Here is a 19000-nt window from a genome sequence, read left to right on the forward strand (position 1 = left end):
TCAAGGTCATCAAGCGCATGGCCTACGGATTCCGCGACTCAGCCTATTTCTTCCTGAAGATCAAGGCCGCCTTCCCCGGAAAGGCGCGATGAACCCCTTTTTTTGCCTTGCTGTCCTGAATCAGCTTGCCGCCGACAGTTCCGCGAGCAGGATGATCTGCGCGGCACGGCGCGTGCCCCGCGGCGTCTTCCGGCGGTAGCTGCCGTCTGGCTGCATCTCCCAAGCCTGGCAATTGTCACCCAGATAGGGGCGCAGGCCTTCCTTCATCACCCGTCGCTTCAGGCGGGGATCCAGTACCGGGAAGGCAATCTCGATGCGGCGGAAGAAGTTGCGGTCCATCCAGTCGGCACTGGAGAGGTAGATCACGTCCTCGCCGTCTGCATGGAAGTGGAAGATGCGGTGGTGCTCCAGGAAGCGGCCGATGACCGACCGTACCCGGATGTTCTCGGACAGGCCCGGCACGCCGGGGCGCAGGGCGCAGGGGCCGCGGACGATGAGGTCGATCTCCACTCCTGCCTGCGAGGCTCCGTACAGCGCCTCTATCGTCTCTGGCTCAAGCAGCGCGTTCATCTTGGCGATGATGCGGCCTTTGCGCCCGGCGGCGGCAATCTCCGTTTCCCGCTGGATGGCAGCCACCACATTGGGCTGCAGCGAGAAGGGTGCTTGCCACAGGTGACGCAGCGCCGACGCCTTGCCCAGGCCGGTGAGCTGCTTGAACAGTTCGGCGACGTCCTCGCCGATATCTTCGTTGCAGGTGAGCAGGCCGAAGTCGGTATAGAAGCGGGTGGTGCGCGGGTGGTAGTTGCCGGTGCCCAGATGAACGTAGCGTCGCAGGCCGCTTTCCTCGCGGCGCACCAGCATCAGCAGCTTGGCGTGGGTCTTGTAGCCGAACACGCCATAGACCACGTGCACACCGACCTCTTCCAGGCGGTTGGCCCAGGAGATGTTCGCTTCCTCGTCGAAGCGGGCCATCAGTTCCAGCACAACGGTGACTTCCTTGCCCTTTTGCGCGGCGCGCACTAGGTGCTCCATCAGCACCGAATCCGTCCCGGTGCGGTACACCGTCATCTTGATGGCCACAACCTGGGGGTCGTCCGCGGCCGCGCGCAGCAGGTCGATGACCGGCGCGAAGCTCTGGAAGGGGTGGTGCAGCAGGATGTCCTGGCTGCGGATGGCGGCGAAGATCTCGCGGCGCTTGTCCAGCGCGCGCGGCAGACCGGGGAGGAAGGGCGGGTACTTGAGGTCAGGCCTGTCTACCCAGTCGGGTACTTGCATCAGCCGTACCAGGTTGACGATGCCCGGGGTGCGATAGAGATCGTCGCGGCCGAGGCGGAAATGCTGCAGCAGGAAATCAGCCATTTCCTCGGAGCAGTTGTCGGCCACCTCCAGGCGCACCGCGTCGCCGTAATGGCGCTGTTGCAACTCGCCCTTCAGCGTGGCGCGCAAGTCCTTCACTTCTTCCTCGTCGACGAAGAGGTCGGAATTGCGGGTGACACGGAACTGGTAGCAGCCGAGTACGTTCATGCCGCTGAACAGGGCGCCGACCTGGTCGTGCAGGACCGAGGACAGGAAGACGAAGGTGTATTCCGCCTCGCAGATGTCGGACGGCAGGCGGATGACGCGGGGCAGGGCACGCGGCGCCTGCACGATGGCCGCCCCGGAGTCGCGGCCGAAGGCATCGCGGCCCTCCAGTTCGACGGCGAAATTCAGACTCTTGTTGAGCACGCGGGGGAAGGGGTGCGCCGGGTCTAGGCCGATAGGTGTCAGTACCGGCATCACCTCGCGCTGGAAGTAATCGGCGATCCAGGCTCGCTGTGCTTCACTCCACTGCCGACGCCGCAGGAATACCACGCCCTCGGCCTGCAATGCGGGGAGGATGTCGTCGTTCAGCAGGGAATACTGCTCGGCGATCAGTTTATGCACCTCGGTGCTCAGCCGGGCGAGCAGGTCGGCGGGCGACAGACCGTCATTGCCGGAGGCGCCGCTGAGCAGGCGGATCTGTTCCTTGATGCCGGAAACGCGGATCTCGAAGAACTCGTCCAGGTTGCTGGAGACGATGCAGAGGAAGCGCAGGCGCTCCAGCAGCGGGACGCCTTTGTCGGCTGCCTGGGCCAGTACCCTGCGCTGGAACTGCAGCAGGGAAAGTTCGCGATTGATGAAGTGCTCGGTTGGAAAACGCTTGAGGTTGAGCGGTCTGTTCATGAGGCGTCCGGGACGGGAAAGTCGCCGCCGATTATGTGACATTTCCTTTGCATTTAGATGACAGCGACGGCGCCCGGAAAGGCGGCTGGCAGCGCCGGCCGCAGTGCTAGAATCGGCCCTCCTGCGAACATCGCAAGCCAAAGTCCGACACGATGCAAGAATTGATCGCCGCCATCGATCTGGGTTCAAACAGCTTCCGGCTTCAGGTGGGGCGTATCGTCAATAACCAGATCTATCCGCTGGATGGTCTGAAGGAGCCGGTGCGGCTCGCTGCCGGTCTGTCCCCCGAAAAGTGGCTGGACATGGCCGCCCAGCAGCGGGGCGTCGCCGCGCTGCAGCGCTTCCATGAACGCCTGGCCGGCTTCTCTGCCGGCGCGGTGCGGGCGGTGGCGACGAACACCTTGCGGGTGGCGAAGAACGCGCCGGATTTCCTCATCCGGGCAGAGGCCGCGCTGGGGTTCCCGATCGAGGTCATCGCCGGCCGGGAGGAAGCACGGCTGATCTATGTTGGCGTGGCCCACACCCTGCCGGACCCGCACCGCCAGCAACTGGTGGTGGACATCGGCGGCGGTTCCACCGAGTTCATCATCGGCAAGAGCTTCGAGCCGCTGATGCTGGAGTCGCTGTACATGGGCTGCGTGGGCTACAGCCTCAGCTATTTCCCCGACGGCCGGGTAGAGAAGCGCGGCATGAAGGAGGCGGAGCTGGCTGCTCGCCGCGAGCTGCAGGCCATTGCCCATGCCTACCGGGAGGTCGGCTGGGAACTGGCGGTTGGTTCCAGCGGCTCGGCGAAGGCGCTCGCGGAGATACTGGAGCAGAATGGCCTTTCCAACGGCGGAATTACCCGCGACGGCCTGGAGAAGCTCAAGACGCTATTGCTGCGTGCCGGCAACATCAATGCCCTTGAACTAAGCGGCTTGAAGGGTGACCGTCTGCCTGTGCTGCTCGGCGGGCTGGCGATCATGAGCGCGGTGTTCAAGGAGTTCGGCCTGGACCGTATGGTGTTCTCCGAGGGGGCACTGCGCCTGGGCGTGCTCTACGACCTGCTGGGCCGCTATCACCATGCCGATCTGCGGGACGCAACCGTCAACGCCTTCACCTCCCGCTACCGGGTGGACATGCGGCAGGCCGAGCAGGTGGCGGACACCGCCTGCTATTTCCTCGAGCAACTGGATCCGCAAGCCGCCGAGCCGGATCATCTGGATCGCCGATTCCTGCGCTGGGCTGCGTTGTTGCACGAAATCGGCATCTCGGTGGCCCACTCCAGCTATCACAAGCACAGCGCCTACATCCTGGCGAATGCGGACATGCCCGGATTCTCCCGCATGGACCAGGGCCGGCTGGCGCGCATCGTGCTCGCCCATCGCGGCAAGCTGGAGCGGGTGGCTGCCATTGATCCCGGCAGTTCCGACTGGCTGCTGATCGCCTGCCTGCGGTTGGCAGTGGTGATCCACCGCGCGCGGGACAAGCGCGGGCTGCCGCCCGTGAAGATTGCACGGGAAGGTCGCGGTTTCTCGGTGAACACCGCAGCCGGATGGCTGCAGAAGCTGCCACTCACTGCGGCTGCGCTGGAAGAGGAGCAGCGCCAGTGGCTATCGGTAGGCCGTGGGCTGTTCATCCGTTCGGCCGCTGTCCGGCCGGCAGCGGCTGCCTGAGTCGATCTGCGCTCTCCATGGCGCCACACCTTGCTGCCGCCAGCATTCGAGCGGCGGGCATGCGGCTGGAACTGGCGGGGGACTGGTCGCTGAACAGCCTCGGCCGGGATATAGACCAGATCCGCCGTACCTTGGCGCAGGCCTCGCCCAGTACGGAATGGAATTTGAGCGCCGTCGCCCGGCTGGATAGCTTCGGCGCCATCCTGATCTGGCGCGCCTGGGGAGAGTGCTGGCCGGCGAACGTTTCTCTCCAGCCGGAGCACCGCCGCATCATCGAGCGGGCTGCCGCGATACCGGCGGGCGCCTTGCCGAAAACGGCCGCTTTCAGTCCCCGGGCGGCGGTGGCCTCTCTTGGCGATGCGCTGCTGGGCTTCGTCGATCATGCGCTGCATTTCGTCGCCCTGCTGGGGCAATTGTTCCTCGACTGCATTCACTTGCTGCGGCATCCGCGCCAGTTTCCGCTGGCAGAGGTGTCGGCCAGTGTCTACAAGGTCGGTGTGAAGGCGATGCCGGTGGCGGCGATGGTCGGCTTCCTGATCGGCGTGGTGTTGTCCTATCTCTCTTCATTGCAACTGAAGACCTTCGGCGCGGACATTTTCATCATCAACATTCTCGGCCTGGGAATCATCCGCGAGTTGGGGCCGGTCCTGGTGTCCGTGCTGGTGGCCGGCCGTTCGGGCTCGGCGATGACGGCGCAGTTGGGCGTGATGCGGGTCACCGAGGAAATCGATGCGCTGGCGGCCCTGGGCGTCTCCCGCAGCCAGCGATTGGTGCTGCCCAAAGTCTTCGCGCTGATGCTGGCCATGCCGCTGCTGGTGCTGTGGACCTCTGCGGTGGCGCTGCTGGGCGGGGCCCTATCCGCCTGGGTGGAGCTGGGCATCGCGCCGTCGTTCTTCCTGGAGACGCTACCGCGGGTGGTACCCATTGCCAATCTCTACATCGGTTTGCTGAAGGGGATGGCGTTCGGATTGCTGATCGCGCTGGTGGCCTGCCATTTCGGCCTGCGTGTGCAGCCGAATACCGAGAGTTTGTCGGCCAGCACCACCGCCTCGGTGGTGTCGGCCATCACCATCGTCATCCTCGCGGATGCGGCCTTCGCCATTGCCACCCGCACTGTGGGAGTGGTGGCGTGAACACGCCGGTGATCGAGTTGCAGGGCATACGCACCCGTTTTCGGGATCAGCTGATACACGATGGCGTTGATCTCGCTGTGCCGGCAGGGGAAATCGTCGCCCTGGTCGGTGGTTCGGGCAGCGGCAAGACCACGCTGATGCGCCACATCATCGGCTTGACCCACCCGGAGGCTGGCAGCATTCGCCTCTTCGGCGAGGCGCTGCACGCCGGCCAGCTGGCAGAACGCATGGCCCGCCGCCGGCGCTTTGGCGTGCTGTTCCAGCATGGCGCCTTGTTTTCGGCCTTCAACGTCGGCGAGAACATTGCCTTTCCCTTGCGCGAGCAGGGCGTGGCGAGCGAGGAGGAAATCGCCGCCCTGGTGCGCTTGAAGCTCTCGATGGTGGAAATGGAGCCCGCCCATGCGGCGCTGATGCCGGCCGAACTCTCCGGCGGCATGGTCAAGCGCGCCGCGCTCGCCCGGGCGCTGGCGCTGGAGCCCGAGTTACTGCTGCTGGATGAGCCCACCGCAGGCCTGGATCCGGACCGCAGCGTGGCCTTCATCGAGCTCATCCGAACTCTGCACCGGCAACTCCATCTGACGGTGATCCTCATCACCCACGACCTCGACACCCTGGCCGCCCTGGCCACACGCGTCGCGATCCTGGCGGACAAGCGCATCGTGAGCCACGATACCCTGGAGCGAACCTTGGTCCTGGAGCACCCTTTCGTCCAACGCTTCTTCCACGGCCACTACCGCCGTGCCGAGGCCGCCGCCGGGGAGGACCATTGAGATGGAAAACCGGGCCCACGCCCTCGCGGCCGGCTTCTTCGTGCTGGCGATGGGCGCCGCGCTGGTGCTTGCCCTGTGGTGGTTTTCCGGCCACCGGGAGCGTATGAATGAGTACCTGCTTGTATCCCAGGGCTCGGTCAACGGCCTGAACCACCAGGCGCGGGTGCGTTTCCGTGGCATTCCCGCTGGCAACGTGGCCGAGATCCGGCTGGACCCGCAGGATAGCCGCAACATCCTGGTCCGCATCAGCATCCGGGAGGAGATTCCGCTGACGCAGGGAACCCGCGCCCGCCTCGCGACCCAGGGCCTCACCGGCCTTGCCTACATCCAGCTGGACGACCAGGGCGGTGATCAGACCCCGCTGCGCGCTGCCGGCGGCGATCTGCCGCGCCTGCCACTGGAGGCAGGCACCGTCGAGCAGATCACCGACACCGCCCTGGCAATCGCCCAGCGTTTCAAGACCATCGCCGACCAGTTGAGCACCGTGCTGGACGAGGAGGGCGTGCAGCGCCTGCGCAACACGCTCGCGCGGGTGGAATCCGCCTCTGCCGGCATGGACAAGACTTTTTCCCAACTGCCGCAGACGCTGGAGTCGGTCCGCGAAATCCTGAATCCTGCCAACGTCGAGCGGATCTCGAACACCCTGGCGAGCGTGGAGCGCGCCAGTCGCCAGGCCGAACCGACGCTGGTCGAACTGCGCCAGCTCATGGGGCAGCTGGCGCAGACTGCGGAGCAGGTTGAGGGGACGGTGGGGCGCACCGGCGACAACCTGGCTGGCGAAACCCTGCCGCAAGTCACTCTGCTGCTGAAGGAGCTCACCGTGACCACCCAACGTCTCGGCATCCTCATCGATCAGATCGAAGGCAGTCCGCAGATCCTCATCACCGGCCGTGGAGAGCGGGTGCCTGGCCCGGGTGAGCCAGGATATTCCCGCCCGGCCCCCTGAGCTGATTGCCACCATGCCTCATTCATCCCCGCTCCGTGTCTCCACGCTGCTCGGCGCGATCGCGCTGACCGCCTGCAACTCCATCGTGCCGGTACCGCGTACCCCTGCGCTGTACGATTTGCCGCTGCCGGACAAGGCGCAGGCGGAGAGGCCGCTCGCTGGCCTGCTCGCCGTCGAGATCACTTCTCCGACCTGGCTGCGCAGTGCTGCCATGCAGTACCGCCTGGATGGCGAGCGGGGCTTGCAGCGACGCAGCTACGCTGACAGCCGCTGGGTAGCCCAGCCGGCCGAGATGCTCAGCCTTGCCCTGACGCGCAGCCTGGCTGCGGGTGAGGGCACGGGTGGACGCTGCGTGCTCAGCCTGGAACTGGATGAATTCATCCAGGTGTTCGACTCCGCCGACCGCAGCCATGCCGCAGTCGCGCTGAGGGCGACGCTGCTGCGTCGTGGTGAGCGAAGGCCGCTTGCCACCACGAATCTGCGAGTTTCAAGTCCGGCGCCCAGCGCGGACGCAGAGGGTGGAGTCCAGGCATACCGTGTCGCGCTGGCCCAGCTCGGCAGGGACATCCAGGGCTGGGCTGGGGCCTTGACCCCGGCATGCATCAGGGATTGAATACTTGCGCGCCGCGAAAGCTGGAGGGAGTTTTGCGGCGCCCTGCGACAAACATAACAGCGGAGTCATCATGACCGAGAACAAGCCATCGCCCTATCAAGCGGGCCTGGAGAAGAACGCTGCAAACTATGTACCGCTCACGCCGCTCACTTTCATCGAGCGCAGCGCCTATGTCTATCCGGACCGGGTCGCCGTCGTGCACGGCAAGCGGCGTCAGACGTGGAGCGAAACCTACACCCGCAGCCGGCGGCTGGCTTCCGCGCTGAAGCAGCTGGGCATCGGCAAGGACGACACTGTCGCCGTGGTGCTCAACAACACGCCGGAAATGTACGAATGCCACTTCGGCGTGCCGGGCGCCGGCGCCGTACTGAACACCATCAATACCCGTCTGGACCCGGAGGCCATCGCCTTCATTCTGAACCACGGCGAGGCCAAGGTGTTGATCACCGACCGCGAATACTCGCGGGTGGTCGCCAAGGCGGTGGAGCTGGCAGACCGGTCGGAGCTTATCGTCATTGACGTGGATGACAGCGAGTACACCGGTCCTGGCGAGAAGATCGGCAGCCAGGACTACGAGGCCTTGCTGGCCTCTGGTAACCCCGACTTCCTGCTTGAGCAGCCCGCCGACGAGTGGGATGCGATCTCCCTGAATTACACCTCTGGCACCACCGGCAACCCAAAGGGCGTGGTCTACCATCACCGTGGCGCCTACCTGAACGCGATGTCCAACATCGTCTCCTGGGGCATGCCGCCGCACTCCACCTATTTGTGGACGCTGCCAATGTTCCACTGCAACGGCTGGTGCTTCCCCTGGTCGATGGCGGCCAATGCCGGGGTGAACGTCTGCCTGCGGCGAGTGGATCCGCGGCTCATCTTCGATGCGATGAGGGACGAGGGCGTCACCCATTACTGCGGCGCGCCCATTGTGCACTCCATGCTGGCCAATGCCCCGGAAGAGTGGCGCAAGGGCATCAACCACAAGGTTTCCGGCCTGGTTGCCGCGGCGCCGCCGCCGGCCTCGGTCATCGAAGGCATGGCGCGCATCGGTGTTGATCTCACCCACGTCTATGGTTTGACGGAAACTTACGGCCCCGCCTCGGTCTGCGCCAAGCACGACGAGTGGGCGAACCTGCCCCTCGCCGACCAGGTGACCAAGAATGGTCGCCAGGGTGTGCGCTATCACGCCCAGGAAGGCATCACTGTGCTGGATCCTGAAACGATGGAGGCGGTGCCCTGGGACGGCGAGACCATGGGCGAGATCATGTTCCGTGGCAATCTGGTGATGAAGGGCTACCTGAAGAACGAGAAGGCCACGGCCGACGCCTTCCGGGGCGGCTGGTACCACACCGGCGATTTGGCGGTGATGCAGTCCGACGGGTATGTGAAGATCAAGGACAGATCCAAGGACATCATCATCTCGGGTGGCGAGAACATTTCCTCCATCGAAGTGGAGGATGCGCTTTACAAGCATCCGGCAGTCATGTCCGCCGCTGTGGTGGCGGCCCCCGACGAGAAGTGGGGAGAAGTGCCCTGCGCTTTCGTCGAGCTCCGGGACGGAGTGACCGTCACCGCTGAGGAGTTGGTGACTCACTGCCGTGCGCATCTGGCCGGCTTCAAGGTGCCCAAGCGCATCATCTTCGCCGCCATTCCCAAGACCTCGACCGGCAAGATCCAGAAGTTCGCACTGCGGGAACAGGTCAAGTCTACCGCCTCCTTCGGGTGAGGCCGGGCGCCGGGGGCTGTCGGCCCCTGGCGTCATCCACAACAAGAACCCCACAGGAGATGCCATGAGCGCCGTTCCCCAGGCTGCCGAGCAGCCCCTTTTCTTGCGCGAGGACATCGGCGGCGTTGCCCACCTTCAGCTCAACCGGCCGGCGCAATTCAACGCACTGTCCCAGGCGATGCTCAATGCGCTGATCGCCGAGCTGGACAGGATTGCCGCCGACGAGCGGATACGCGTCGTCGTCATTGGCGGCGAGGGCAAGGCCTTCTGCGCAGGCCACGACCTGAAGGAAATGCGCGGCAACTACACGCTGGGTTTCCAGCAGGCGCTGTTCCGGCTTTGCAGCAAATTCATGATGAAGCTGGTGGAGCTGCCCCAACCGGTGATCGCACGGGTGCATGGCATCGCCACCGCCGCCGGATGCCAGCTGGTGTCCATGTGCGACCTGGCGGTCGCCTCGGATGTTGCCCGCTTCGCGGTATCCGGTATCAACGTCGGTCTGTTCTGCGCCACGCCCAGCGTGGGGCTGTCACGCAACATCGGGCGCAAACAGGCCTTCGAAATGCTGGTGACCGGCGACTTCATCGACGCCGCGGAGGCGCAGCGCCGTGGTCTCATCAACCGGGTGGTCGCCGCCGAAGGGCTGGACGGGGAGATCCGCCGGCTGGCGGATTCCATCATCGCCAAGTCGCCGGTCGCCGTCCGCATGGGCAAGCAGATGTTCTACCGCCAACTTGAGAACGGCCTGGACGCGGCCTACCAACTGGCATCCGAGACCATGGCCTGCAACATGATGGCGGAAGATGCCGCAGAAGGCATCGACGCCTTCATTGCCAAGCGGCCGGCCATCTGGAAGGGAAGATAGGCATCCCGGGGAACGGCGCAATGCTGATCGACACTCACACGCACCTGGATGCCGCCGAGTTCGACGCCGATCGGGAGGCGATGCTGGCGCGTGCCCGCCAGAGCGGGGTGGGGCGCTTCGTGCTGCCGGCGGTATCTGCCGCAAGCTTCCCCGAGGTTGCAGCGCTGGCCGCAGCCCATCCCGACATCCACCGCGCCTACGGCATCCATCCTCTCTACGTAGGGGAGAGCCGGGACGAGGATCTGGAACTGCTGGATCAACGACTTGCCGAGCCCGGTGTGGTTGCGGTTGGCGAGATCGGCCTGGATCACTATGTGGAGGACATCGATCCCGGCCTGCAAGAACATTACTTTGCCGCACAGTTGCGGCTGGCGCGCCAGCATGGCCTGCCGGTGATCCTGCATGTGCGCCGCGCGCAGGATGCAATCCTCAAGCAGCTGCGGCGAATCGAGGTTCCAGGCGGCATTGCCCACGCGTTCAACGGCAGCCTCCAGCAGGCGGACGTCTTTATCTCCCTCGGTTTCAAGCTGGGATTCGGCGGTGCCATGACCTATGACGGCTCGAAGCGTATCCGCCGACTGGCTGCCGAATTGCCTCTCGACGCTTTGGTGCTGGAAACGGATGCGCCCGACATTCCGCCCGCTTGGGCCAGGGGGACACGCAACGAGCCGGGCAATCTTCCGCGCTATGCCGAAATCCTGGCGGAATTGCGAGGTGTGCCGATGGAGGAGATCGTGCTTGCCACCACCCGAAACGCCTGTACGGCCTTGCCGCGGCTAGCGTCGGCCTAGACGGCAGTGTGGTCGGTGCGAGGCGAGCGCGAACAGGCGATAAGGTCGGAGATGTCTTGCTTGAGGCGCGCCACGTCGTTGTCAAAGTTGTCGTAGATCATCAACGACACGCCGAACACGTAGGCGTAGAGCAGCATGCACCGGCTGGACGCTTCCTGCGGCGGCACGCCACAGGCGAGGAAAAGCTCGCGGGCACAGCGCAGGCGAGTTTCGTCGACCTCGGCGACGATGGCTGCGGCATCAGGGTCCCGGCGGGCCCAGTCGCGTACGGCCAGTTCTATCATCATCCCCCGCCGGCTGCGGTTGGCACTATAGACCTCGATGACGTGATAGATCTGCGCCAGTTCTTCTCCCGGCGCCGCCTTGGTCTGCTTCACGATGTCGCGGATTCGGCCATCGCGCCACTGGGTCAGGATGGCCAGCAGCAGATCGCGGCGATCCTGGAAATGCCAGTAGAAGCTGCCCTTGGTCACCTTGAGCCGCTTGGCCAGGACTTCGACCCTCAGCCCAGCAATGCCTTCCTCCGCAAGAACATCGGTGGCCGCGGCGATCCAGCTGTCGCGATCCAGTTGGGTACGGGGTTTGGCGGGCGTGCTGTCCATATGGAGATGTCTTGACGATGAGGGTTCCATACGCTACCGTACGCCATCCATACTGTTGCGTATGGTTGAATTGTGGGTGACTAGGCACGCAAGTGTCAATCCGCGCCCCGAGCCGGCAAAGTGCGCATTCCTTTTCGGGGTGCGATAATCGCACAAGTCGGCCCTGCGGCCGGCAGAGAGATCGAACAACCGAAGGAGCGCGGCATTGAAGATTCTTGTTCCCGTCAAGCGCGTGGTCGATTACAACGTGAAAGTCCGCGTGAAAGCGGACGGCAGCGGTGTTGACGTCGCGAACGTGAAAATGAGCATGAACCCGTTCGACGAGATCGCAGTGGAAGAAGCCGTGCGATTGAAAGAGGCGGGAATTGCGACCGAGGTCGTGGCGGTGAGCGCCGGTATTGGCGCCTGCCAGGAAACCCTGCGCGCCGCCCTCGCCATCGGCGCCGACCGCGCCATCCTGATCGAGACCGATGCCGAACTGCAGCCACTGGCGGTCGCCAAACTGCTGAAGGCGGTAGTGGGCAAGGAACAGCCCCAACTGGTGATCTGCGGCAAGCAGGCCATCGACGATGACGCTAACCAGACCGGCCAGATGCTGGCTGCGCTGATGGGCTGGCCGCAGGCGACCTTCGCCTCCAAGGTGGCCATCGCAGACGGCCGCGCCACGGTGACTCGTGAAATCGATGGCGGCCTGGAAACGCTCTCCATTTCGCTGCCCGCAGTGGTTTCCACCGACCTGCGCCTGAACGAGCCGCGTTATGCCACGCTGCCGAACATCATGAAGGCGAAGAAGAAGCCGCTGGATGTGACCAATCCCGCCGACCTCGGGGTCGACGTCGCTCCCCGCCTCAGCACGGTGAAGGTGGAGGAGCCGCCTAAGCGCGGTGCCGGTGTCCGCGTTGCCGACATCGCCCAACTGGTCGACAAGCTCAAGAACGAAGCCAAGGTCCTCTGAGACCGGGATAGAGAGAGGAATAGCGAACATGACGATCCTGGTTATTGCCGAACACGACAACCAGTCGATCAAGGCCGCAACCCTGAACACCGTGGGTGCTGCGGCCAAGATTGGCGGTGATGTTCATCTGCTGGTTGCCGGCGCAGGCTGCGGCGCCGCCGCTGAAGCGGGCGCCAAGATCGCCGGGGTATCCAAGGTGCTGGTCGCGGATGCGCCGCACTACGATGCGCAACTGGCGGAGAACGTGGCTGAACTGATCAAGGGCCTGGCCGGCTCCTACAGCCACATCCTGGCGCCGGCCACCAGCGCTGGCAAGAACACGCTGCCGCGCGTCGCCGCGCTGCTCGATGTCGCGCAGATCAGCGACATCGTCGGAGCGGAATCGGCCGATACCTTCGTCCGGCCGATCTATGCCGGTAATGCGCTCGCCACGGTGAGGAGCAGTGATTCCGTGAAGGTGATCACCGTTCGTACCACCGCTTTCGAGCCGGTTGCCGAGGCTGGCGGCAATGCTGCTGTGGAGAGCATCGCGGCGGCTGCCGATCTTGGCATCTCCAGCCTGGTCGGACGGGAGCTTACCAAGAGCGCCCGTCCTGAACTGGGGGCCGCCAAGATCATCGTCTCGGGTGGCCGCGGCCTGGGCAACGGCGAGAACTACCACGCCATCATGGAGCCGCTGGCCGACAAGCTGGGCGCGGCCCTGGGCGCAAGCCGGGCGGCGGTCGATGCTGGTTACGTACCGAACGATTACCAGGTCGGTCAGACCGGCAAGATCGTGGCGCCGCAGCTGTATGTTGCGGTGGGCATCTCCGGTGCGATCCAGCATCTGGCTGGCATGAAGGACTCCAAGGTGATCGTGGCCATCAACAAGGACCCGGAAGCCCCGATCTTCCAGGTGGCGGACTACGGCCTGGTTGCAGACCTGTTTGAAGCGGTGCCGCAGTTGACCGCCGCGGTGGGCTGAGTCGGACTTTCCGTCCCGAGCACGGACATGAACCTGTCGGCGTCGCTCTTCCCGACTGCCTGGCACGTGTTCATGGCCGTGCTCAGTATCGTCGTCCTGGCCCTAGCGGCCCGCACTGCGCCCTGGAAAAAGCTGCTGGCCTCTTCCCAGTTGAACCTCGCCCTGGGTATCGCGGTGGTGCTGATGTTGATGTGGAGCCTGAAGGCTGGCGTGAAGCCCGGGCTCAATCTGCACATGCTGGGCGCGATGGCGGCCACCTTGGCCCTGGGGCCCGAACTGGCGCTGTATGTCCTCGGCCTCGCGCTCACCGGCATTACGCTGAACGGCGCGGTGGAGTGGGCGGCGTGGCCGGTGAATTTCATCTTCATGGTGGCTGCGCCCATCGGCATCGCCTCCGTGCTGCATCGCCTAGTCGTGCGTTTCCTGCCGGCGCATTTTTTTGTCTTCATTTTCATCACCAGCTTTGTCGGTTCGGCGCTCACGGTGCTGCTGCAAGGCTTTATCGCTTCCGGGGCGATGTCGCTCGCCGGGGCTTACAGCTTTGATTTCCTGCTGGCGGAGTATCTCCCCTTCTTCCTGCTGCTCGGTTTTGCCGAAGCCTGGCTGGGGGGCGCTGCCATGACCTTGCTGGTGGTCTATCGGCCGGACTGGGTTGCGGCATTCGACGATAAGCGTTACTTGCTGAACAAGTGAGAGGGAGCCGGCTTCGCCCGGCGTATAACACCAACGAGGAGTGGCATCGAATGAGCACCTACATCGGACCGATACGCGACATGCAGTTCGTGATGAAGGAGTTGGCCGGGCTGGACGAAGTGGCCGCACTGCCGGGCAACGAGGAAGTCAGCAGCGATCTCGTCGATGCCATCCTCGAAGAAGCCGGCCGCTTTGCCACCGAGGTGCTTTCGCCTCTGAACCATTCCGGTGATCAGGAAGGTGCTCGTTGGAGCGAAGGCGCGGTCAAGACCGCCAGCGGTTGGAAAGAGGCGTACCGTCAGTTCTCGGCTGCGGGGTGGACCGCAATTGCAGCCGCCCCCGAGTACGGTGGCCAAGGTCTGCCGAAGCTGTTGTCGACTGCGGTAATGGAGATGTGGAAATCGGCCAATATGGCCTTTTCTCTCTGCCCGATGTTGACCGGTGGCGCCATCGAAGCCTTGATGCTACGAGGTAGCGATGAACAGAAGTCGCTCTATCTCACAAAGATGATCAGCGGCGAATGGACCGGCACGATGAACCTGACCGAGCCGCAGGCTGGCTCAGACCTCGCCGCCGTCCGGACCCGGGCTGAACCGCAGGGCGATGGCAGCTACAAACTCTTCGGCCAGAAAATCTTCATTACCTATGGTGACCACGACCTCACCGACAACATCATCCACCTGGTGCTCGCCCGCTTGCCGGACGCGCCCGAGGGTGTGAAGGGTATCTCCCTGTTCGCGGTCCCGAAATTCCTGGTTGGGGCGGACGGAAGCCTGGGGGCACGCAACGACGTCCATTGCGTATCGATCGAGCATAAGCTGGGCATTCATGCGAGCCCGACCTGCGTGCTTGCTTTTGGAGACAAGGGTGGTGCGGTTGGCACATTGGTAGGGGAGGCGAATCGTGGTCTGGAATACATGTTCATCATGATGAACGAGGCGCGCTTCGCGGTGGGCATGGAGGGCCTCGCGTTGTCCGAGCGCGCCTACCAGCATGCGCTGGGCTATGCCCGTGAACGCGTGCAAGGTACGGAGGCCGGCGTACGGGGGGGCGGCAAGGTCGCCATCATCCGGCATCCGGACGTGCGCCGCATGTTGATGTCCATGAAGAGCCAGACGGAGGCGATGAGGGCGCTGGCCTACGTCGTGGCTGCGGCCACCGACCTGGCTCACCACCATCCTGATCCTGAAGTGCGAGCCGAAAGGCAGGCCTTCGTCGATTTGATGATTCCTGTGGTCAAGGGCTGGAGCACGGAGAACGCGATCGACGTCGCTTCCACCGGCGTTCAGGTGCACGGTGGCATGGGCTACATCGAAGAGACTGGTGCAGCCCAACACTTGCGGGATGCCCGTATCACCTCGATCTACGAGGGGACGACGGCAATCCAGGCCAATGATCTGCTGGGGCGAAAGGTTGCCAGGGACGGTGGTCAGGCGATCAAGGCGGTGATCGCCTCTGTGCGGCAGACGGCTGCCGAGGCTGGGTCACTGGACGGCCCTGCCTTCAAGGCCATACAGAATGCCCTTGCAGATGCCGCAAGGGCCCTGGAGCAGGCGGTGGATTTCGTGCTGGACACCTATGGCACCGATATCAAGGCCGCCTCGGCGGGCTCGGTGCCCTTCCTCAAGTTGCTGGGAATCGTTGCCGGTGGCTGGCAGATGGCGCGGGCCGCCATCGTCGCCCGGAACGCTTTGGCGTCCGGGAAAGAGCAAAGCAGTTTCTACCAGGGGAAGATCATTACAGCCCGCTTTTTTGCCGATCACTACCTGTCGCTTTCGGCTGGGCTCTCCCATGCGGTCGTATACGGTGCTGCAGGTACGCTGGATCTGCCTGAGGAGCTTTTCTGAATACTGCGAAATCCAAATAGAAATGGCGCCGAGTGGCGCCATTTCTATTTTCAGCCGGGGCCTGTTTCTTACTGGACCTTGGCTTTTTCGCGCAGCTCTAGGATGTGAGCCTCGACCTTCTGCTGCTGGAGGCGTTGCTGGAGTTGCGGCTTGACTTCGTCGAAGGAGGGCGCTTTCAGGTCGCGGACGTCTTCAAGCAGGATGACGTGATAACCGAAGTCGCTCTTCACCGGCGTGGTGGTGAATTTGCCCTTTTCCAGCTTCACCATGGCATCGGAGAACGGTTGCACGAACATGCCGGGATTGCTCCAGCCTAACTCGCCGCCCTTGTCCTTGGAGCCCGGGTCGCGGGACTCCTTGGCCAGATCCTCGAACTTGGATCCGCTCTGAAGCTTGGCGATGATGGCCTTCGCCTGGTCTTCAGTCTCGACCAGGATGTGGCGCGGTTTGTACTCTTTCTCGCCCATGCGGCTCTTGATCGTGTCGTATTCCTTGCGGATCTCGGCATCGGTGACCGGGTGGGTCTTGACGTAGTCCTGCAGATAGGCGCGAATCAGGATGGCCTGCTTGGCGAGATCCATCTGGGCTTGCACGTCACTCTTCTTTTCCAGCCCCTTCTTGGTGGCTTCCTGGCTCAACACCTCGCGGCGCACCAGTTCTTCACGCACTGCGTCGTTCAACTGCGGGCTGTCCTGGGCGCCCTGGGCACGCTGTTCGTTCAGCATGGCTTCCGCCCGGCTGGCCGGAATCGCCGTGCCATTGACGGTGGCGTAGGGCGCAGCAGCCATGGCTCCCTGTGCCAGAAAAGCAGCAATCAGGCCAATGGCCAGGCGGCTCGGAAATCGTTTCATCGGTGTTCCTTGTTGGTGGGTTGCATAGAGGCCTCTTCGGCCGTTTGAGCGCGGATGGCGAGGGCGTGGATGTCTCCCTTCATCATCTCGCCCAGTGCCTGGTAGATCATCCGGTGCCGACTCACCGTGCTCTTGCCGGCAAAAGCATCGGAAATGATGTGCAGATCGTAATGTCCGCCACCGGCGCGCGCGCCAGCATGGCCAGCGTGCAGAGCGCTGTCGTCTTCGACTTCGACCATCAGTGGCGAAAGAGGCTGCAGACGCTGACGGATCTGCTCGATGGTGTTCACGGCAGAACCTTGCGGAAGGGCCGAACGGTGGTTCGGGCAAAAACGCCCTGCACGGTGTAGGGGTCGTTGGCCAACCATTCCTCTGCCTCCTTGAGGGAAGCGAACTCTGCGACGACCAGGCTGCCGGCGAAACCGGCTGGCCCTGGCTCCAGCGCATCGATGGCCGGCATGGGGCCGGCGAGCAGCAGGCGCCCTTCGTCCTTCAGGTTCTGCAGCCGGGCCAGATGCGCCGGCCGGACAGCCATGCGGGTTTCGAGGCTGTCAGGCGCGTCCTCGCCTATCAGTGCATAGAACATCATCAGTGTGCATCTTCCTCTATGTGGCGGGACAGGTAGAAACCCTGCAAGACGGCGAAGGCAATCATGAGGCCTGTCATCCCGAACAGTTTGAAATTGACCCAGGACTCTTCGGAGAAGCTGTAGGCGACATAGAGGTTCAGCCCGCCCATCATGACGAAGAACAATGCCCAGGCGAGATTCAGTTTGTTCCAGACCTCATCCGGCAACTGGATCTGTGCCTCCAGCATCTTGCGGATCAGGTTGCGCTTCAACGCCAGGCCCGCAATGAGCAGAACGGCGCCAAATAGCCAGTAAAGAGCAGTGGGCTTCCACTTGATGAAGGTCGGGTTATGGAAAAAGAGGGTGGCGCCGCCAAATACGACGATGATGGCAAAGCTCACCCACAGCATGCCGTCCACCTTGCCGCGCTTGAACCAGACCAGCGCGATCTGAATCGCAGCGGCCACCATGGCGACGGCAGTGGCAATGAGTATGGGAGCCTGCGTGGCGACAATACCATCCCCCAGCCAGGAGGAAGCGAGGGACAGCGAAGCCTCCGGATTCATCCCGGCGATCTTGTAAGCACCGAAGAACAGGATGACTGGCAGCAGGTCGAAGAGGAATTTCATGCGCGGGGATTATAGCGAGAGTGGCAGCGGACTGCGTTTAGCGCTCAGGAGCTTCGGCCCGGTTCCGCATGTGGTTGGCCAGCCCACCGATGGCGGTGTGCAGCCTCTCCCGCAGTTGCGGATCACTCACGAACTCGTCCAGCGCCCGGCGCATGCAGCGCATCCATTGATCGCGCTCGGCGACGCCGATGGAGAAGGGCAGATGACGGGCCCGCAGGAAAGGCTGGCCGTGGCGCTCCACATACAGGTTCGGACCACCCAGCCAGCCGCTGAGATACATGAACAGTTTCTCGCGGGAGCCGCTGAGATCTTCAGGATGCATCTTGCGAAGCTCCCAGGTCTCAGGCTCGCTGTCCATCAGGTCGTAGAAGCGGTCGACCAAGGCGCGCACTATCGGGGCGCCGCCGATCTGTTCATAGGGGGTGAGGACGGGAAGGGGGGGAATTTCAGGCGGCATGATGGATCAAGGTGGAGTCGGTACGACCGCAGCGAAGGTTGGCGGGCAAGGCTTCATCCATGTACTTCGGTGTGGGCAGGTTGAGCGTGTCCATCAAGGCGATGAACTCCTCCCGATTGCGCCCATTGAAGCGCGTATTGGAGACCTTCTCCTGGCCGATGGAGCTGACCCTCATTCCTTTGTAGTCATGCCCCGGGAAGACCAGGGTTTCGTCCGGGAGCGTGAAGAGGTGGCCGGTGATGCTGTCGAACAGGGTTCCCGCATCTCCCCCCTGGAAATCGGTACGGCCACAACCGCCGATCAGGAGGGCATCACCGGTGAAGATCCGGTCGCGCCACTGATAGGTTAGGCAGCCCGGCGTATGGCCCGGGGTGGCAATAACCCGTATTACCTCACCGCCGAAAACGAGGCTGTCGCCGTGAGAAACCGGATGATCCGCACACTGCGTACCGGCTGCGGCTGCAGCGACGATGCGTGCCCCCGTGAGTTCACTTAGGCCTCCAGCGCCAGTCACATGGTCGGCGTGAACGTGGGTCTCAAGCAACCAGCGCAATTGCAAGTTCAAGTCCTGAAGCAAGGCGAGGTAGCGGCCGACGTGCTCTCTCACCGAGTCCACCATCACCGCATCTCCGGAAAGCGCATCCGCAAGCAGGTAGGTGAGGGTACAGGTTTCTTCGTCAAACAGTTGGCGGAACACGATGCTCATTTGTCATCTCCTCCAGTCGGCTGAACGCAT

Annotated in this window: 20 protein-coding genes; 12 read left to right on the plus strand and 8 right to left on the minus strand. The window is 63.6% G+C overall.

Annotation, left to right across the window (positions count from 1 at the left end; all coding sequences use genetic code 11):
* Positions 1-120 precede the first annotated feature (120 nt).
* Positions 121-2202: a polyphosphate kinase 1 gene (ppk1, locus tag C7389_RS04440; RefSeq protein ID WP_133588802.1), complete on the minus strand. Its 2082-nt coding sequence runs from the start codon at positions 2200-2202 to the stop codon at positions 121-123.
* 152 nt (positions 2203-2354) lie between these two features.
* Between ppk1 and ppx the strand changes: the two genes are divergently transcribed.
* The 8 genes from ppx to C7389_RS04480 all read left to right on the plus strand — a co-directional run bounded on the left by ppx (position 2355) and on the right by C7389_RS04480 (position 10698).
* Positions 2355-3857 carry an exopolyphosphatase gene (gene ppx, locus C7389_RS04445; protein ID WP_133588804.1) on the plus strand — a complete coding sequence of 501 codons (1503 nt, stop codon included), beginning with the start codon at positions 2355-2357 and terminating at the stop codon, positions 3855-3857.
* Between the two features lie 17 nt (positions 3858-3874).
* Positions 3875-4990, plus strand: coding sequence for an MlaE family ABC transporter permease (locus tag C7389_RS04450; protein WP_133588806.1), 1116 nt, complete (start codon positions 3875-3877; stop codon positions 4988-4990).
* Positions 4987-5760, plus strand: a complete 774-nt coding sequence (locus tag C7389_RS04455; RefSeq protein WP_246034629.1) for an ABC transporter ATP-binding protein — start codon at positions 4987-4989, stop codon at positions 5758-5760. Before C7389_RS04450 ends, C7389_RS04455 begins: the two co-directional genes overlap by 4 nt.
* A gap of 1 nt (position 5761) precedes the next feature.
* Positions 5762-6706: an MlaD family protein gene (locus tag C7389_RS04460; protein WP_133588807.1), complete on the plus strand. Its 945-nt coding sequence runs from the start codon at positions 5762-5764 to the stop codon at positions 6704-6706.
* A complete protein-coding gene (locus tag C7389_RS04465) occupies positions 6675-7319 on the plus strand; it encodes an ABC-type transport auxiliary lipoprotein family protein (protein ID WP_162851664.1) in 645 nt (214 codons plus the stop codon). The genes C7389_RS04460 and C7389_RS04465 overlap by 32 nt, the downstream gene beginning before the upstream one ends.
* A 70-nt stretch (positions 7320-7389) precedes the next feature.
* The gene (locus tag C7389_RS04470; RefSeq protein ID WP_133588811.1) at positions 7390-9042 is read left to right on the plus strand and encodes an acyl-CoA synthetase; all 1653 of its coding nucleotides are present in this window, start codon (positions 7390-7392) and stop codon (positions 9040-9042) included.
* Between the two features lie 64 nt (positions 9043-9106).
* Complete coding sequence (locus C7389_RS04475; protein WP_133588813.1) at positions 9107-9907, plus strand: enoyl-CoA hydratase; 801 nt, start codon at positions 9107-9109, stop codon at positions 9905-9907.
* A gap of 20 nt (positions 9908-9927) precedes the next feature.
* Positions 9928-10698 (plus strand): TatD family hydrolase, encoded by a 771-nt coding sequence (locus C7389_RS04480; RefSeq protein ID WP_133588815.1) that lies wholly within the window; start codon positions 9928-9930, stop codon positions 10696-10698.
* On the opposite strand, the gene C7389_RS04485 is transcribed toward C7389_RS04480, so the two are convergent.
* Complete coding sequence (locus C7389_RS04485; protein ID WP_133588817.1) at positions 10695-11300, minus strand: TetR/AcrR family transcriptional regulator; 606 nt, start codon at positions 11298-11300, stop codon at positions 10695-10697. The two genes, C7389_RS04480 and C7389_RS04485, sit on opposite strands and share 4 nt — an antisense overlap.
* Positions 11301-11505: 205 nt before the next feature.
* Between C7389_RS04485 and C7389_RS04490 the strand changes: the two genes are divergently transcribed.
* The 4 genes from C7389_RS04490 to C7389_RS04505 are packed head-to-tail and all read left to right on the plus strand — an operon-like array spanning position 11506 to position 15759.
* Positions 11506-12255 (plus strand): electron transfer flavoprotein subunit beta/FixA family protein, encoded by a 750-nt coding sequence (locus C7389_RS04490; protein ID WP_133588819.1) that lies wholly within the window; start codon positions 11506-11508, stop codon positions 12253-12255.
* 28 nt (positions 12256-12283) lie between these two features.
* The gene (locus C7389_RS04495) at positions 12284-13219 is read left to right on the plus strand and encodes an electron transfer flavoprotein subunit alpha/FixB family protein (RefSeq protein ID WP_133588821.1); all 936 of its coding nucleotides are present in this window, start codon (positions 12284-12286) and stop codon (positions 13217-13219) included.
* Positions 13220-13246: 27 nt separating this feature from the next.
* On the plus strand, positions 13247-13912 hold the full coding sequence (locus C7389_RS04500; RefSeq protein WP_133588823.1) for an energy-coupling factor ABC transporter permease: 666 nt from the start codon (positions 13247-13249) through the stop codon (positions 13910-13912).
* Between the two features lie 50 nt (positions 13913-13962).
* Positions 13963-15759 carry an acyl-CoA dehydrogenase C-terminal domain-containing protein gene (locus C7389_RS04505; RefSeq protein WP_133588825.1) on the plus strand — a complete coding sequence of 599 codons (1797 nt, stop codon included), beginning with the start codon at positions 13963-13965 and terminating at the stop codon, positions 15757-15759.
* A gap of 68 nt (positions 15760-15827) precedes the next feature.
* Here the strand turns inward: C7389_RS04505 and C7389_RS04510 are convergent, their stop codons facing one another.
* Genes C7389_RS04510 through C7389_RS04535 form a run of 6 tightly spaced genes read right to left on the minus strand, consistent with a single transcriptional unit; the run spans position 15828 to position 18970 of the window.
* On the minus strand, positions 15828-16610 hold the full coding sequence (locus C7389_RS04510) for a peptidylprolyl isomerase (protein WP_133588827.1): 783 nt from the start codon (positions 16608-16610) through the stop codon (positions 15828-15830).
* On the minus strand, positions 16607-16900 hold the full coding sequence (locus tag C7389_RS04515; RefSeq protein ID WP_246034630.1) for a BolA family protein: 294 nt from the start codon (positions 16898-16900) through the stop codon (positions 16607-16609). The genes C7389_RS04510 and C7389_RS04515 overlap by 4 nt, the downstream gene beginning before the upstream one ends.
* Positions 16897-17196: a YciI family protein gene (locus tag C7389_RS04520; RefSeq protein WP_133589293.1), complete on the minus strand. Its 300-nt coding sequence runs from the start codon at positions 17194-17196 to the stop codon at positions 16897-16899. The genes C7389_RS04515 and C7389_RS04520 overlap by 4 nt, the downstream gene beginning before the upstream one ends.
* A gap of 2 nt (positions 17197-17198) precedes the next feature.
* Positions 17199-17807, minus strand: coding sequence for a septation protein A (locus C7389_RS04525; RefSeq protein ID WP_133588831.1), 609 nt, complete (start codon positions 17805-17807; stop codon positions 17199-17201).
* Positions 17808-17844: 37 nt separating this feature from the next.
* On the minus strand, positions 17845-18264 hold the full coding sequence (locus C7389_RS04530) for a group II truncated hemoglobin (RefSeq protein WP_133588833.1): 420 nt from the start codon (positions 18262-18264) through the stop codon (positions 17845-17847).
* Complete coding sequence (locus C7389_RS04535) at positions 18254-18970, minus strand: MBL fold metallo-hydrolase (protein WP_211168208.1); 717 nt, start codon at positions 18968-18970, stop codon at positions 18254-18256. The genes C7389_RS04530 and C7389_RS04535 overlap by 11 nt, the downstream gene beginning before the upstream one ends.
* Positions 18971-19000: the final 30 nt, after the last annotated feature.

This window comes from Azoarcus indigens, assembly GCF_004361735.1.
In the GTDB taxonomy this organism is placed as follows: Bacteria; Pseudomonadota; Gammaproteobacteria; order Burkholderiales; family Rhodocyclaceae; genus Azoarcus; species Azoarcus indigens.

Excerpts from the sequence above, each read along its gene's own strand:
- ppk1 (WP_133588802.1), bottom strand. The coding sequence starts at position 2,202 with ATGAACAGACCGCTCAACCTCAAGCGTTTTCCAACCGAGCACTTCATC.
- ppx (WP_133588804.1), top strand. The coding sequence starts at position 2,355 with ATGCAAGAATTGATCGCCGCCATCGATCTGGGTTCAAACAGCTTCCGG.
- C7389_RS04450 (WP_133588806.1), top strand. The coding sequence starts at position 3,875 with ATGGCGCCACACCTTGCTGCCGCCAGCATTCGAGCGGCGGGCATGCGG.
- C7389_RS04460 (WP_133588807.1), top strand. The coding sequence starts at position 5,762 with ATGGAAAACCGGGCCCACGCCCTCGCGGCCGGCTTCTTCGTGCTGGCG.
- C7389_RS04470 (WP_133588811.1), top strand. The coding sequence starts at position 7,390 with ATGACCGAGAACAAGCCATCGCCCTATCAAGCGGGCCTGGAGAAGAAC.
- C7389_RS04475 (WP_133588813.1), top strand. The coding sequence starts at position 9,107 with ATGAGCGCCGTTCCCCAGGCTGCCGAGCAGCCCCTTTTCTTGCGCGAG.
- C7389_RS04480 (WP_133588815.1), top strand. The coding sequence starts at position 9,928 with ATGCTGATCGACACTCACACGCACCTGGATGCCGCCGAGTTCGACGCC.
- C7389_RS04485 (WP_133588817.1), bottom strand. The coding sequence starts at position 11,300 with ATGGACAGCACGCCCGCCAAACCCCGTACCCAACTGGATCGCGACAGC.
- C7389_RS04495 (WP_133588821.1), top strand. The coding sequence starts at position 12,284 with ATGACGATCCTGGTTATTGCCGAACACGACAACCAGTCGATCAAGGCC.
- C7389_RS04500 (WP_133588823.1), top strand. The coding sequence starts at position 13,247 with ATGAACCTGTCGGCGTCGCTCTTCCCGACTGCCTGGCACGTGTTCATG.
- C7389_RS04505 (WP_133588825.1), top strand. The coding sequence starts at position 13,963 with ATGAGCACCTACATCGGACCGATACGCGACATGCAGTTCGTGATGAAG.
- C7389_RS04510 (WP_133588827.1), bottom strand. The coding sequence starts at position 16,610 with ATGAAACGATTTCCGAGCCGCCTGGCCATTGGCCTGATTGCTGCTTTT.
- C7389_RS04520 (WP_133589293.1), bottom strand. The coding sequence starts at position 17,196 with ATGTTCTATGCACTGATAGGCGAGGACGCGCCTGACAGCCTCGAAACC.
- C7389_RS04525 (WP_133588831.1), bottom strand. The coding sequence starts at position 17,807 with ATGAAATTCCTCTTCGACCTGCTGCCAGTCATCCTGTTCTTCGGTGCT.
- C7389_RS04530 (WP_133588833.1), bottom strand. The coding sequence starts at position 18,264 with ATGCCGCCTGAAATTCCCCCCCTTCCCGTCCTCACCCCCTATGAACAG.
- C7389_RS04535 (WP_211168208.1), bottom strand. The coding sequence starts at position 18,970 with ATGAGCATCGTGTTCCGCCAACTGTTTGACGAAGAAACCTGTACCCTC.